The sequence below is a fragment of the Kushneria aurantia DSM 21353 genome, from assembly GCF_000382245.1.
Lineage (GTDB): Bacteria > Pseudomonadota > Gammaproteobacteria > Pseudomonadales > Halomonadaceae > Kushneria > Kushneria aurantia.
In genome coordinates, this window is the sequence record NZ_KB907879.1 from 25,559 (window position 1) to 39,911 (window position 14,353).

General features: G+C 65.4%; 12 protein-coding genes. All 12 read left to right on the plus strand.

What is annotated here, in order from left to right; all coding sequences use genetic code 11:
- Positions 1 to 23 precede the first annotated feature (23 nt).
- The 12 genes from rsmH to ftsA all read left to right on the plus strand — a co-directional run bounded on the left by rsmH (position 24) and on the right by ftsA (position 14,336).
- Positions 24 to 995, plus strand: coding sequence for a 16S rRNA (cytosine(1402)-N(4))-methyltransferase RsmH (rsmH, locus tag H146_RS0112720; protein ID WP_026351961.1), 972 nt, complete (start codon positions 24 to 26; stop codon positions 993 to 995).
- Complete coding sequence (gene ftsL, locus H146_RS0112725) at positions 996 to 1,325, plus strand: cell division protein FtsL (protein WP_019952262.1); 330 nt, start codon at positions 996 to 998, stop codon at positions 1,323 to 1,325.
- Complete coding sequence (locus tag H146_RS0112730; RefSeq protein ID WP_019952263.1) at positions 1,322 to 3,064, plus strand: peptidoglycan D,D-transpeptidase FtsI family protein; 1,743 nt, start codon at positions 1,322 to 1,324, stop codon at positions 3,062 to 3,064. The genes ftsL and H146_RS0112730 overlap by 4 nt, the downstream gene beginning before the upstream one ends.
- Positions 3,061 to 4,542, plus strand: coding sequence for a UDP-N-acetylmuramoyl-L-alanyl-D-glutamate--2,6-diaminopimelate ligase (locus H146_RS0112735; protein ID WP_019952264.1), 1,482 nt, complete (start codon positions 3,061 to 3,063; stop codon positions 4,540 to 4,542). The genes H146_RS0112730 and H146_RS0112735 overlap by 4 nt, the downstream gene beginning before the upstream one ends.
- Entirely contained in the window at positions 4,535 to 5,911 is a 1,377-nt protein-coding gene (locus tag H146_RS0112740; protein WP_019952265.1) for a UDP-N-acetylmuramoyl-tripeptide--D-alanyl-D-alanine ligase, read from the plus strand. The genes H146_RS0112735 and H146_RS0112740 overlap by 8 nt, the downstream gene beginning before the upstream one ends.
- A 9-nt stretch (positions 5,912 to 5,920) precedes the next feature.
- A complete protein-coding gene (mraY, locus tag H146_RS0112745) occupies positions 5,921 to 7,003 on the plus strand; it encodes a phospho-N-acetylmuramoyl-pentapeptide-transferase (protein WP_019952266.1) in 1,083 nt (360 codons plus the stop codon).
- Positions 7,003 to 8,376, plus strand: coding sequence for a UDP-N-acetylmuramoyl-L-alanine--D-glutamate ligase (gene murD / locus H146_RS0112750; protein WP_019952267.1), 1,374 nt, complete (start codon positions 7,003 to 7,005; stop codon positions 8,374 to 8,376). Before mraY ends, murD begins: the two co-directional genes overlap by 1 nt.
- The gene (ftsW, locus tag H146_RS0112755) at positions 8,364 to 9,539 is read left to right on the plus strand and encodes a putative lipid II flippase FtsW (RefSeq protein WP_019952268.1); all 1,176 of its coding nucleotides are present in this window, start codon (positions 8,364 to 8,366) and stop codon (positions 9,537 to 9,539) included. Before murD ends, ftsW begins: the two co-directional genes overlap by 13 nt.
- Before the next feature lie 20 nt (positions 9,540 to 9,559).
- Positions 9,560 to 10,621 carry an undecaprenyldiphospho-muramoylpentapeptide beta-N-acetylglucosaminyltransferase gene (murG, locus tag H146_RS0112760; RefSeq protein ID WP_033195717.1) on the plus strand — a complete coding sequence of 354 codons (1,062 nt, stop codon included), beginning with the start codon at positions 9,560 to 9,562 and terminating at the stop codon, positions 10,619 to 10,621.
- Positions 10,622 to 10,682: 61 nt separating this feature from the next.
- Positions 10,683 to 12,104 (plus strand): UDP-N-acetylmuramate--L-alanine ligase, encoded by a 1,422-nt coding sequence (murC, locus tag H146_RS0112765; RefSeq protein WP_019952270.1) that lies wholly within the window; start codon positions 10,683 to 10,685, stop codon positions 12,102 to 12,104.
- A 25-nt stretch (positions 12,105 to 12,129) separates the two neighbouring features.
- Complete coding sequence (locus H146_RS0112770; protein ID WP_019952271.1) at positions 12,130 to 12,855, plus strand: cell division protein FtsQ/DivIB; 726 nt, start codon at positions 12,130 to 12,132, stop codon at positions 12,853 to 12,855.
- A 197-nt stretch (positions 12,856 to 13,052) separates the two neighbouring features.
- Positions 13,053 to 14,336, plus strand: a complete 1,284-nt coding sequence (gene ftsA / locus H146_RS0112775; protein WP_019952272.1) for a cell division protein FtsA — start codon at positions 13,053 to 13,055, stop codon at positions 14,334 to 14,336.
- Positions 14,337 to 14,353 lie beyond the last annotated feature (17 nt).

Below are 14,353 nucleotides of genomic sequence, written 5' to 3' on the forward strand. Positions count from 1 at the left end.
GAATAAAGTGTTTCCGAGCCTTCATGAAGCAAGCCCCAGGCGCTACCTCATCCCGCCACGGTCATGCCAGTGTTTTGCTGGAGGGTGCGGTTGATGCCCTCGTGCAGGATCCCGAAGGCGTCTATCTGGACGGCACCTTCGGCCGCGGAGGGCACTCTCGCGCCATTCTCGACCGGCTGGGACAACATGGCCGACTGATCGCCATCGATCGCGATCCCGAGGCGCTGGCGGCCGCCGAGACGATCGATGATCCGCGTTTCAGCATTTATCGCGCCACCTTCGCCGAACTGGGTGATATCGCCCGCGAGCTCGGTCTGCACGGGCGACTGTCCGGCGTGCTGCTTGATGTGGGGGTCTCCTCGCCGCAGCTCGACGATGCCGAACGCGGCTTCAGCTTCATGCGTGACGGCCCGCTGGACATGCGCATGGACCCCGACAGCGGTATCAGCGCCGCACAGTGGCTGGCCGAGGCCTCCGAGAGCGAGATGGCCGATATCTTCAAGCGCCTCGGCGAGGAGCGCCACGCGCGTCGGCTGGCGCGAGCGGTCGTCGCCTGTCGGCGTGAGACGCCGATTGAGCGCACTCACGATCTTGCCGAGCTGATCAAGGCCGCCCACCCTGCCTGGGAGAAGGGCAAGCATCCCGCCACCCGGGTATTTCAGGCCATTCGCATTCATCTTAACGACGAACTCGGCGAGCTCGAGCGCGCCCTCGATGCCGCCCACGATGCGCTGGCGCCGCAGGGCCGGCTGGTGGTGATCAGCTTCCACTCTCTCGAGGACCGCATGGTCAAGCGTTTCATTCGCGATCGTGAGCGTGGTGATCGTCACTTGCCGCGTGGTGTGCCACTGCGCGAGGATCAGATCGAGCGCACCATGGCAGCGGTGGGTCGTGCCATTCGTCCCGACGATCGGGAGACCGCCGATAACGTGCGCGCGCGCAGCGCTGTGATGCGCGTGGCGCGCCGACTGGACCAGCAAAGCGGGGGAAGCTGAGTGGCGAACGACAACCCTTCTCGACAGGGCGGACAGTGGCAGGTGCCCTTTCGCCTGCGCCTGCGCCCGCTGCACGGGGTCGTGCTGATACTGCTGCTGGCGGTGATGCTGTCGGCGCTGGCGGTGATCGGCAGCGCCTATCAGACCCGTGCCCAGTATGCCCGCCTGCAGCAGCTGGAGAGCGACCGCGACCGCCTGCAGACCACCTGGAGCCGGCTGCTGCTGGAGGAGAGTACCTGGTCGACGCCGTCGCGTATCGAGAATCTGGCGCGCCAGCGACTGGATATGCACGTTCCCGGCATTGAAAACACCCGAGTCATGCGACCATGAACGACGAACAGCGACGTGTGGGCAGTAATGCTCGTCGTGAGGGCCGGCCGGCCTCCAGCCACATGGCGGCCACGCCGGTATGGCGGCTGCGGTTGGTGCTGGGCATTATCTTTATCGCCATGGCGGTGCTGGTCGGGCGTATTGTCTATCTACAGGTCTTTGATCATCAGTTCCTGCAGGGGCAGGGCGATTCGCGTACCGTCCGGGTGCAGAGCATCGATGCCCACCGCGGCATGATCAGCGATCGTGACGGTGAGCCGCTGGCGGTTTCCACGCCGGTGGTAACGCTCTGGGCCAACCCCCGGCAGCTGCCGACGGACCCGCTGCAGCTGACTCGCCTCGCCGAGGCCCTGGGGCAGCGCCCGGCGGCGCTGATGGCGCGCATCGACGACAATCGCGACCGCGAGTTCATGTATCTCGAGCGACGCATGACGCCGGAACCTGCCCGGCGCGTGCTGGATCTCGATATTGCCGGTGTCTACGGACGGCGTGAATACAAGCGTTACTACCCGGCCGGCGAGGTCACCTCACAGCTGGTGGGCATGACCAACATCGACGATCACGGTCAGGAGGGGCTGGAGCTCGCCTACGATAACTATCTTTCCGGCGTGCCCGGCCAGCGGCGCGTGCTGCAGGATCGCAAGGGGCAGCTGGTGCGTGACCTGCATCTGATTCGCGAGGCGCGTCCGGGGGGTAACGTGACGCTCTCCATCAGCCTGCGCCTGCAGTATCTGGCCTATCGCGAACTGAAGGCGACGGTTACCGAGCACAACGCCGACAGTGGCACCCTGGTGATGATGGATGCCCACACCGGCGAGGTGCTGGCGATGGTCAGCCTGCCGTCCTACAACCCCAACAATCGCGCCAGTGTCGATCCCGCGGGGCTGCGCAACCGCGCCCTGACCGACGCCTTCGAGCCCGGCTCGGTGATGAAACCGCTGGCGATGAGCGCCGGCCTCGAGTCGGGTAAGTTTGCGCCCGATACGCCGATGGATACCTCGCCGGGGTGGATGGTGGTCGACGGTTACACCATCAAGGATGTACGCAATTTCGGTCAGCTCGACATGACCGGCGTGATCACCCACTCCTCCAATATTGGCATGACCCATATGGCGCTGGCACTGCCCGACGACGCCATCTGGAATGTCTACGACAGCATGAAACTGGGCCACCCCACTGGTCTGGGCTTTCCCGGCGAGGCGAGCGGCAGTCTGCCTTCGCCATGGGACTGGTCGAAGGCCAAACGTGCCACGCTCTCCTACGGCTATGGCCTGTCGCTCAATGCCGTGCAGCTGGCCAGCGCCTATACCGCCATTACCAACGACGGGGTGCAGCTGCCGCCTTCGCTGCTCAAGCTCAACGGCGCTCCCGAGGGGCACCGGGTAATGTCGGCCAAAACCGCCCATGAGCTGATCGAGATGATGGAGACGGTGATCACCCGGGGTGGCGGCTCGCGCGCCGCGTTGGAGGGTTACCGGGTGGCCGGCAAGACGGGTACGGTACGCAAGGTGGGCAGCAGCGGCTATCAGGAGGCCGCTTACCGCTCCAACTTTGTGGGCATTGCCCCCGCCAGCGACCCGCGCATTATCACCGTGATCAGTATCGACAACCCCAAGGGCAGCCAGTACTACGGCGGCCTGGTGGCTGCGCCGGTTTTTTCACGGGTGGCGGGTAATGCCCTGCGCCTGCTGGACGTGCCCCCCGATCAACAGAGCACCGAGGAGAGTGGCGGATCGTGACTGAAACCGTGAGGCCTGCTGCACCGCTGCATATCGCCGCCGCCCTCGAGGCGCTGTGGCCGGGCAGCGTCGTCCCGCAACTGGCCGAGAGTGCTCGGCTGGTGCTCGACTCACGCGATATCGCAAGCGGCGATGTGTTTGTCGCCGTGCCCGGTACTCGCGTCGACGGTCGCGACTATATCGACCGGGCGCGTGCGCGCGGCGCGGCACTGATCCTCGCCGAAGCGCCCTGCGACGACGGCGCCGAGGTGCTGGTACTCGATGCGCTGGGCGCCCGTCTGGGTGAGCTGGCGTCGCGGGCCTTCGACGTGCCCGATACGCTCGAGCAGATCGCCGTCACCGGCACCAACGGCAAGACCTCGGTGAGCCACTATGTAGCGGCATTGAGCGAAGCGCTCGGCACGCCCTGCGGGTTGATCGGTACCCTCGGTAGCGGCCGTCCCGGCGCGCTGGGCAGTGCCGGGCTGACCACCCCGGATGCTATCTCGCTGCAGGCAGGTTTGCGTTCACTGAGCGATGGTGGCGCACAGCGGGTGGCACTGGAAGCCTCTTCTCACGCCCTGGATCAACACCGCCTGAGCGGCTGCCGGGTGCGCGCGGCGATCTTTACCAATCTGACTCAGGATCATCTCGACTATCACGCCAGCATGGCCGCCTACGCTGCTGCCAAGGCGCGTCTTTTTCAGCGCCCGGAGCTGGCGGTCGCAGTGGTCAACGCCGACGATCCGCTGGCGCGACTGATGCTGGCCGGGGTGAAGGAGGGCGTATGCGTGCTGCGTGTCGGTGACGGCGAGGATAACGACTTTCGCGTACTGGCGTGGCACGGCAGCGTCGAGGGGCTGACGGCGCGCATCGCCACCCCCGAGGGCGAACGCGAGCTGTCGCCGGGGCTGCTGGGGCGCTTCAACCTGGATAACGTGCTGCTGGCGATCGCCGCGCTCTATGGCCTCGGCGCGCCGCTGGCGCCGCTGTTGAGCGCTGCCGCCGCGCTCGAAGCGGTGCCCGGGCGCATGCAGCGCCTTGTCGCCGAAGGTGCCCCCGCGGTAGTGGTCGACTACGCCCATACCCCTGATGCACTGGGCAAGGCACTGATGGCGCTGAGCGAACACGTTGCCGGGCGGCTGTGGTGCCTGTTCGGCTGCGGCGGCGAGCGCGACAGCGGCAAGCGTGCCCTGATGGGCGAACTGGCGGCGCTGATGGCCGACCGGGTGGTGGTCAGCGACGACAACCCGCGCGGCGAATCGGCTGCCGCCATTCGCGCCGCCATCATGGCGGGTAGCGGCCGCCCGGCGCACGTCGAAGAGATCGCCGGGCGCCGCGCGGCGATCGAATACGTCGTGGCCCACGCCGACCCCGACGACGTCATTCTGATCGCCGGCAAGGGTCACGAGAACTATCAGGAGATCGACGGCGTGCGTCATCCCTTTTCCGATGTCGATGCTGCCTGGCAGGCCATCCGGGAGCGTTCTCGTGGCTGACTCTGTGGCACAGATACTTGACGCCCTGGCGCTTGATGACAGCGCCCTCTACGACCCCGAGGGGCGGCTGGCCGCGGCTGACGCCCTGCGTATCGAGACCGATACGCGCCGGCTGGCGCCGAATGACCTGTTTGTGGCCCTGCGCGGCGAGCGTTTCGACGGCCACGACTACCTGCAGACGGCCGCCGAGCGCGGGGCCGCCGGCGCGCTCGTCGAGCGCCGCGTGGCGTCATCGCTGGCGCAGATCGTCGTCGCCGATACCCGCCTGGCGCTGGGATTGCTGGCGCGCGCGCATCGGCTGCACTGGGGCGGGCGGCTGGCCGCCATCACCGGCAACAGTGGCAAGACCACGGTGCGCGCCCTGTGTCAGTCGATTCTCTCTCGCCATGCACCGACGCTGGCAACGCGTGGCAACCTCAACAACGACATCGGTGTGCCGCTGACCCTTTTGCAGCTTGGCGACGAGCATCAGCTGGCCGTCGTCGAACTGGGCGCCAACCACAGCGGTGAGATTGCATGGACCAGCGCGCTGGCGCGTCCTGATGTCGCCCTGATCAACAACGTTACCGACGCTCATGTGGGGGAGTTCGGCGGCTCCGCCATGATCGCCCGCGCCAAGGCCGAAATTCTCACCGGGCTGGCGCCCGACGGCGTCGCGGTGCTCAACCGCCACGACCGCTTCTATCCCGACTGGTGCGCGCTGGCGCGTCCCCATGAGGTGATCGACTTTGCCCTCGAGGCGCCGGCCCGGGTGCAGGCGCTCGATCTGCACCTCAGCGAGGGCCGTTACGCCTTCCGGCTGGTGCTGGAGGGTCGCGATGCGGGGCCGATAACACTGCCGTTGTTGGGGCGCCATAACGTGCTCAATGCGCTGGCGGCTGCCGGTGTCGCTCACGCGCTGGGCTGCGACTCTGCTACCATCCGTTCCGGTCTCGAACAGGTCACCGCTGTGGCGCGGCGCATGCTGCCGCTGGCCGGGCTGCGTGGCAGCCTGTTGATCGACGACAGCTACAATGCCAACCCCGGCGCCATGCGCGCTGCGCTGGAGAGCCTGGCAGAGCACCGCGCGCCGCGCTGGTGTCTGCTCGGCGCCATGGGTGAGCTGGGCGATTATGCCGAAGCCGCGCACCGCGAGGTCGGCGAGTATGCCGCGGCGCTGGATATCGACGCCGTGGTCAGCGTCGGGAATGGGGCCGCCGCCCTGTCGTACGCCGCGGGCGAGCGCGGACACCACTTTGACGATCGCGACGCGGCGCTGGATTTCGTGCGTGCCCGCCTGCCGGCGGGTGCGACTGTACTCATCAAGGGCTCGCTGAGCGCCGGCATGGATCGGTTGGTCGAGGCGCTGCGAGCGGACACCATCGGGTGAATGTGAATAATGCTGCTTTTTCTTGCCGAACTGCTTAGCCAATTCCAGGCCAGCTTCAATGTCTTCGGCTATCTGACCCTGCGCATGATTCTCGCCGCGTTGACGGCGCTGCTGCTGTCGCTGGCCATCGGGCCGGTGGTGATTCGCCGACTGGTCGAGAAACAGATTGGCCAGGCGATCCGCGATGACGGCCCCCAGTCGCACCTCTCCAAGGCCGGTACGCCGACCATGGGGGGGGTGATGATCCTCATCTCGATGGCGGTTTCGACGCTTTTATGGGCCGATCTGAGCAACCACTACGTGTGGCTGGTGCTGCTGGTAACGCTGGGCTTCGGCGCCATTGGCTGGGTCGATGACTACCGCAAGGTGGTAGAGAAAAATCCCCGCGGTCTGCCGGCCAAATGGAAATATCTGTGGCAGTCGGTAATCGGTCTGGTGGTCGGCGTATCCCTCTACGCGACCGCCGCGGCGCCGGTCGAGACCAGTCTGATCGTGCCCTTTTTCAAGAGCGTGGTGATTCAGCTGGGGCCGCTTTTCATCCTGCTCACCTATCTGGTGATCGTCGGCAGCTCCAACGCCGTCAATCTCACCGACGGCCTCGATGGCCTGGCGATCATGCCCACCGTACTGGTGGCGATGGGGCTGGGGGTGTTCGCCTACGCCAGCGGCAACGCCATGTTCGCCGAATACCTGCATATCCCCTCGATTCCCGGTGCCGGTGAAATGGCGGTGTTCTGCGGCACCATTATCGGCGCCGGGCTCGGTTTTCTGTGGTTCAACACCTATCCCGCCCAGGTCTTCATGGGCGACGTCGGCGCGCTGGCGCTGGGGGCCGCGCTGGGCATGGTGGCGGTGGCGGTGCGCCAGGAGGTGGTGCTGTTCATCATGGGCGGGGTGTTCGTGATGGAAACGGTATCGGTGATGCTGCAGGTCGCTTCCTACAAACTGACCGGGCGCCGTATCTTCCGCATGGCGCCGCTGCATCACCACTTCGAACTGATGGGCTGGCCGGAGCCGCGAGTGATCATCCGCTTCTGGATCATCACCGTGGTGCTGGTACTGCTGGGGCTCGCCACCCTGAAGCTGCGCTGATGACTATCGTCACCGCCGAACAGACGCTGGTGGTAGGGCTGGGCCGCTCCGGGCTGGCGATCGCCGCCCATCTGAGTGCCCGCGGTGAGCCCTTCGTAATGGCCGACACCCGTGCCGAACCGCCCGGCGAGGCCGCTTTTCGCGCCGCTTACCCGCAGGTGACGCTGCACTGCGGGCCGCTGACGGCGATCGATTTGCGCTACGCCCGGCGGGTGGTGCTGAGCCCCGGCGTCGATCCCCGCAGCCCGGGCCTCGAACAGGCTGCCGCGCCGCCGGTGGGTGAGATCGCGCTGTTTGTCGAGGCGCTGACGGCGCTGCCATCCCGGCCGCAGCTGATTGCCGTGACCGGCTCCAATGCCAAATCGACCGTTACCACGCTGATCGGCGAGCTGGCCACGGCCTGTGGGGTCGATGCCGCAGTGGGCGGCAATCTCGGCACCCCGGCGCTGACCCTTGTGCATCAGCGCCCGGAGGCCGACTGCTTCGTGCTCGAACTCTCCTCCTTTCAGCTCGAGACCACGCCGCGGCTGGGCGCCGATATCGCCCTGCATCTCAACCTCAGCGATGATCATCTCGACCGTCATGACGGCATGGCGGGCTATGCACGCGCCAAGCAGCGCATTTTCGAGGGCGCCGGCACGGCGATCCATAATCGTGACGATCCCGCTACCCGGCCGCAGACGGCAGATATCGCCCGGCTGGTGTCGTTTGGTGCCGACGCCCCGGCGGCAGGCCAGTGGGGGCTCGGGGAGCGCGACGGCGCGCCCTGGCTCTGCCAGGGTGACGCGGCGCTGCTGGCCGCCGAGCGGGTGCGCATGCCGGGCCGGCACAATCGCCTCAACGCGCTGGCGGCGCTGGCGGCGGGCCGTGAAGCGGGCTGGCCGCTGGCGCCGATGCTCGACGTGCTGGCCGAGTTCTCCGGGCTGGCGCATCGCGCTCAGCTGATTGCCGAGCGCGGCGGCGTGTGCTGGATCAACGACTCCAAGGGTACCAATGTGGGCGCCACCCTGGCGGCGATCGAAGGGGTCGGGGCGACGCTCGCGGGCCGCCTGATTCTGCTCGCCGGCGGCGTCGGCAAGGGCGCCGATTTCTCTGCGCTGGCTGCCCCACTGGCACGCTACGCTCGCGCTGTGGTGCTTTTCGGCCGCGACCGTCACCTGCTCGAAGCGGCGCTCTCGGCGCAGGTGACCACCCATGTCGTGGACACTCTCGATCAGGCGATGCAACATGCTGATGAACTGGCGCGCCCGGGAGACGGCGTGCTGCTGTCGCCGGCCTGTGCCAGTCTGGATCAATTCGCCAACTTCGAAGCGCGGGGTGAGGCCTTCTGCGCCTGGCTCGAGCAGCATCCGGAGTCGTCATGCAAGCGCTGAGTGAACGTTTTTCGACCCGCCACCACCCCATCGACGGCTGGCTGGTGCTCGCCGCCCTGGGACTGATGATACTGGGCTGGGTTATGGTGACCTCGTCGTCGACCGAGATCGCCAACAGTCAGACCGGCAACCCCTGGTACTACAGCATCCGCCACGGGGTGTTTCTGATCGTCGCACTGGTCGCTGCGGCGCTTACCATGCGGGTGCCCTCTGCCTGGTGGCGGGCGCAGGGGCCGACCCTGCTGCTGCTGGCGGCCATTCTGCTGGCGGCAGTGTTGATCCTGGGGCGTGAGGTCAACGGCGCGCGGCGCTGGATTCATCTGGGGCCGATCAACCTGCAGGCCTCTGAAATCGCCAAGTTCTGTCTGATCGTTTATGTGGCCGGCTATACCGAGCGCCATTTGACTCGCCTGCGGCGCAGCTGGTGGGGGTTCATGGCGCCGCTGGCGATCACCTTCGCGCTCTGCGTGCTGCTGATTCTGGAGCCCGACTACGGCGCTACAGTGGTGATGCTGGCTACCACCATGGGCGTGCTGCTGCTGGCCGGGGCGTCGCTGTGGCGCTTCATTCTGCTCAGCGGCGCGGTGGTGGCACTGGGCGGCATGGTCGCGATCGCCGAGCCCTACCGGCTGCAGCGCATCGCCAGCTTCATGGACCCCTGGGCCAATCAGTACGGTTCAGGCTATCAGCTCACCCAGGCGCTGATCGCTTTCGGCCGTGGCGGCTGGGAGGGTATGGGACTGGGCAACAGCGTGCAGAAGCTGTTCTACCTGCCCGAGGCCCATACCGATTTCGTCTTCTCGGTGCTCGCCGAGGAGCTGGGGTTGTTCGGTGCGTTGGGGGCGGTGGCGCTCTTTACCCTGCTGGTCTATCGCTGTTTTCGTATCGGCCGCAATGCCGAAGTGAGCGGCCATATGTTCGCAGCCTGGGTGTGCTACGGGATCGGCATTATCTTTGCCTCCCAGTCGTTCATTAACGTGGCGGTCAACGCCGGGCTTTTGCCCACCAAGGGGCTGACGCTGCCGCTTTTGAGCTATGGCGGCTCCAGTCTGATTGTCAGCGGTGCCATGGTGGGGGTGCTGATGCGCGTCGATGGCGAAAATCGTGGGCGCTTGCGTGCGGCGCGCAAGAGAAGTCGGAGTAGCCCGGAGGTGAACGAGTGACGCAGCGCAGGGTTCTGATCATGGCCGGCGGTACCGGCGGTCACGTGGTGCCGGCGCTGTCGCTGGCGCGGGCGCTGGTGGCGGAAGGCATCGAGGTGCACTGGCTGGGCACGCCGCGTGGTATCGAGAATACGCTGGTGCCGGCCGCCGGTCTGCCGCTGCATCACGTCTCCATCGCCGGTTTGCGCGGTCGCGGTACGCTGGGATGGCTCAGGGCCCCATGGCGGCTGTGGCGCGCGGTGCGCCAGGCGCAGCGGATCATCACCGAACTGGAGGTCTCGCTGGTGGTCGGGCTGGGCGGCTTTGCCAGCGGCCCCGGCGGACTGGCGGCGCGCAGGCTGGGCATCCCGCTGCTGATCCATGAGCAGAATGCGCTGCCGGGGCTGACCAATCGGGTGCTGGCCCGGCTGGCGACGCGGGTTTATGCCGCCTTCCCGGGCGCCTTTGCCGAGTCGCGCCGGCCGCAGGTGATCGGCAATCCGGTGCGCGACGAGATCGCCGCCATCGGCACTCGTCCCCCTGCTGCCGAGGCGCTTGCGGGTCGGGCGCCGCGACTGCTGGTGGTGGGGGGCTCGCTGGGCGCGCAGGTACTCAACCAGCGCCTGCCCGAGGCGCTGGCGCTGCTCGAGCCAGGAATTCGCCCCGAGGTGCGCCACCAGGCCGGACGCGACAAGGAACAGGCGACCGTCGAGGGTTATCGCAGCGCCGGCGTCGAGGCCCGCGTCAGCGCCTTTATCGACGACATGGCGGAGGCCTACGAGTGGGCCGATCTGGTAGTCTGTCGCAGCGGAGCGCTGACGGTTACCGAGCTGGCGGCTGCCGGGCGCGCGTCACTGCTGGTTCCCTTTCCGCATGCGGTTGACGATCACCAGACGATCAATGCGCGCTTTCTGGTCGATGCCGGCGCGGCTGAGCTGCTGCCGCAGTCGCAGATGAGCGCCGAGCGCCTTGCCGATACGCTGCAGGCGCTGCTCGACCCCGAGCGGCTGGTCGCCATGAGTCATCATGCCCGCAGCCGGGCGCAGCTGTCGGCCACCGGCGCGCTGGTGCAGGGCTGTCTGGAGATCGGTTTTGAACGATAGGCGTACCATCCTGAGTCACAGGTATTCGGTTTTGAGTGATAAATGTCAGGCGCGAAGCGGCATGCGCCGTATCCGCCGCATCCATTTCGTGGGTATCGGCGGTGCCGGCATGTGCGGTATCGCCGAGGTGCTGGCCAATCAGGGCTTTCAGGTCAGCGGCAGTGATCTGCGTGAGTCGCCGGTGGTCGCCCACCTGCGTCGCTGCTGTGCGCAGGTGGTGATTGGCCACCATCAGGACAACGTCCGTGACGCTGATGTGGTGGTCATCTCGAGCGCGGTCGATTCGGACAATCCCGAGGTTCGCTACGCCCGCGAGCACCGCATTCCGGTGGTGCGCCGTGCCGAGATGCTGGCCGAGCTGATGCGTTTTCGTGACGGCATTGCGGTGGCCGGTACCCACGGCAAGACCACCACGACCAGCCTGACCGCCACTGTGCTGGCCGAGGGCGGCCTCGATCCCACCTTTGTGATCGGCGGGCGACTGACCAGTGCCGGCAGCAACGCCCGGCTGGGCGAGGGGGAGTATCTGGTCGCCGAGGCCGACGAGTCGGATGCGTCCTTTCTGCATCTGCAGCCGATGAGTGCCATCGTCACCAATATCGATGCCGACCACATGAGCACCTACGAAGGGGATTTCGGTCGACTGCAGGATACCTTCATCGAGTTTCTGCACAATCTGCCTTTCTATGGGCTGGCGATTCTCTGTCTCGACGATCCGGTGGTGCGCGAGCTGCTGCCCAGGGTGCAGCGTCACTTCGTGACCTATGGCTTCGACGAACAGGCGGACTATCGTATTCGTGATTTCAGCCAGCAGGGTGGGGCGATCAGTTTTACCGCCGAGCGCGGTGCCGAGCGCAAGCCGCTGCCTGTCCAGCTGGCAATGCCGGGCCGTCACAACGCCCAGAACGCCATGGCGGCGATCGCGGTGGCCACCGACGCCGGTGTCGACGATGACGCCATTGTCGCGGCGCTGGCCGGCTTCGCCGGGGTAGGGCGGCGTTTTCAGGTGCAGGGCAACTTCCGTCTGCCGCAAAGCGCGGCGGATGCCGCACCGGTCATGCTGGTCGATGACTACGGCCACCATCCCCGCGAGGTCGAGATGGTGATTCGCGCGGTGCGTGAAGGCTGGCCGCACCGCCGGCTGGTGATGATCTATCAGCCGCACCGCTATTCGCGCACGCACGAACTCTACGAGGATTTCGTGAGGGTGCTCTCCAACGTTGATCTACTGCTGCTGCTGGATGTTTACAGTGCCGGTGAGGCGCCGCTGCCGGGCGCCGACTCGCGCTCGCTGGCGGGGTCGATTCGCAGTCGTGGCCAGACCGATCCACTCTTTATCGAAAGCCGTGAGGCGCTGCAGAGCGTGCTGGGTCATGTGCTGCGTGACGACGATATCCTGATCACCCAGGGAGCCGGCGATATCGGTGGCATCAGTGCTGCGCTGGCAGAGGCGGCGCTGCAGTTTTGCGCCGAACGGTCCTGATGGCCTTTATGCCGGTGAAGTCAGGATGAGCAGTGCAACGTCCAACCGCCTGCTGGGGCTCATACTGATTGTCGCGCTGCTGGGGGCCGGCGGGCGAACACTCTGGCTATGGCTGGACCGTCCCATTGAGCGGGTGACCATCGACGGCGATCTTCAATACGTCAACGCCGACTATTTACGCAGTCGCCTGGCGCCGCTGATCGTGGGTGAAAGCTGGCTGTCGGTCAATCTTGACCGACTGCGTGACGAGGCGCTGCAGATTCCCTGGCTCAAGGATGTGCGGCTGGCCCGTCACTGGCCTGATGAACTCGGTTTCGAACTCACCGAACAGCGCCCTGTGGCGTGGTGGAATGATCATCAGTTGCTCAATGTCAGCGGTGAGCCCTTTGACGTCGGCCCCATTGCCAGCGTCGGCGACAGGCCCCACCTGGCTGGCCCTCGCGGCAGTGGCAGTGAGGTGCTGGCCTATTACGATGCGCTGGAAAAAACGCTCGCCGCATCGGCACTCGAGGTTACCAGGTTGCGGCTGGAACCGCGTGGGGCCTGGCGCATGCAGCTTGATAATGCGTTCTGGGTTATCCTGGGGCGTACCGATCTCGACATGCGTCTTGAGCGCTTTAAAACGGCCTGGCAGCGCGGCCTTTCCGAACGCCGTGACGAGATCGACCATATCGATCTGCGCTATCCCAACGGGGTGGCGGTCACCTGGCGCGAGGAGGAAGATAATGTATCGGCCGGGCAGGATGAGTAGAGTCCGAGGGTAATATTGAGTAAAACTGCCTGAATACGGCCATCAAGGTGTTTCTTTCACTCCGGAATAGCCGTATTCTCGGAAACACTTTTATTAATGTTATTGGTTTTTAATCAAACCGAACCTTTTGCCATTTCGGCGCCGTCAGGAAAGTTGGCGCCTTGCATGAACACAATGATCAGGAGCCGGTCCGACCTATGGCAGGAGAATCCAACGCTTCCAATATGGTTGTCGGGCTTGATATTGGAACATCCAAGGTGGTTGCCATCGTCGGTCAACCGACCGACGATGGCGGCCTTGAAATCGCAGGTATTGGTTCTCACCCCTCGCACGGTATGAAAAAGGGGGTGGTGATCAATATCGAGTCGACAGTGCACTCCATTCAGCGCGCTGTCGAGGAGGCCGAGCTAATGGCCGGTTGCGATATTCATTCGGTTTATGTCGGCATTGCCGGTAGCCATATCAGCTCGATGAATTCCGATGGTGTGGTCGCCATTCGCGAGCGTGAAGTCGCCCCTTCGGATATCGAAAGGGTGATCGACTCCGCTCGTGCCCGCGCCATTTCGGAAGGGCAGCGCGTTCTCCATGTGCTGCCTCAGGAGTATGCCATCGACACCCAGGAGGGGATTCGCGAACCGCTGGGCATGTCGGGAGTGCGCCTTGAAGCGCGCGTTCATCTGGTGACCGCGGCGCTCAATGCGGTACAGAATATCGAAAAATGCGTGCGCCGTTGCGGGCTGGAAGTCGACGACATCATCCTTGAGCAGCTTGCCTCGAGCTATGCGGTATTGACCGAGGACGAGCGCGAGCTGGGCGTCTGCATGGTGGATATTGGCGGGGGGACGACCGATATTGCCGTGTTTACCGAGGGGGCGATTCGCCACACCGCGGTGGTGCCGATCGCCGGTGATCAGGTCACCAATGATATCGCCATGGCGCTGCGTACGCCGACCCAGTATGCCGAGGATATCAAGGTCAAGTATGCCTGTGCGCTGACCCAGCTGGCTTCCAGTGATGAGCTGATCAAGGTGCCCAGTGTCGGTGATCGCCCGGCTCGCGACCTGTCGCGCCAGACGCTTGCCGAGGTGGTCGAGCCGCGCTACGAAGAGCTTTTTACGCTGGTGCGCGAGGAGCTGCGGCGCAGTGGCTACGAGGACCTGGTCGCGGCCGGTATCGTATTGACCGGCGGCACGTCGCGCATGGAAGGGGTGGCCGAGCTGGCCGAGGAGATCTTCCATATGCCGGTTCGCATCGCCTGCCCGCAGAACGTGCGTGGATTGGCCGATGTCGTGCGCAACCCGATTTATTCGACCGGGGTCGGTTTGTTACTCTACGGTATGAGAAACTCGCGATATTCGCGTGCCACGGCCCAACCCCGCCGGGATGAGCATGGAAGACGCCACTCGTCCGACCGTTCGGGCAGTGATCGACTTTCCTCGACAATGACGCGGATCAAGGGCTGGTTAAAAGGAAATTTCTGACAGGACCGCCGGGGTGG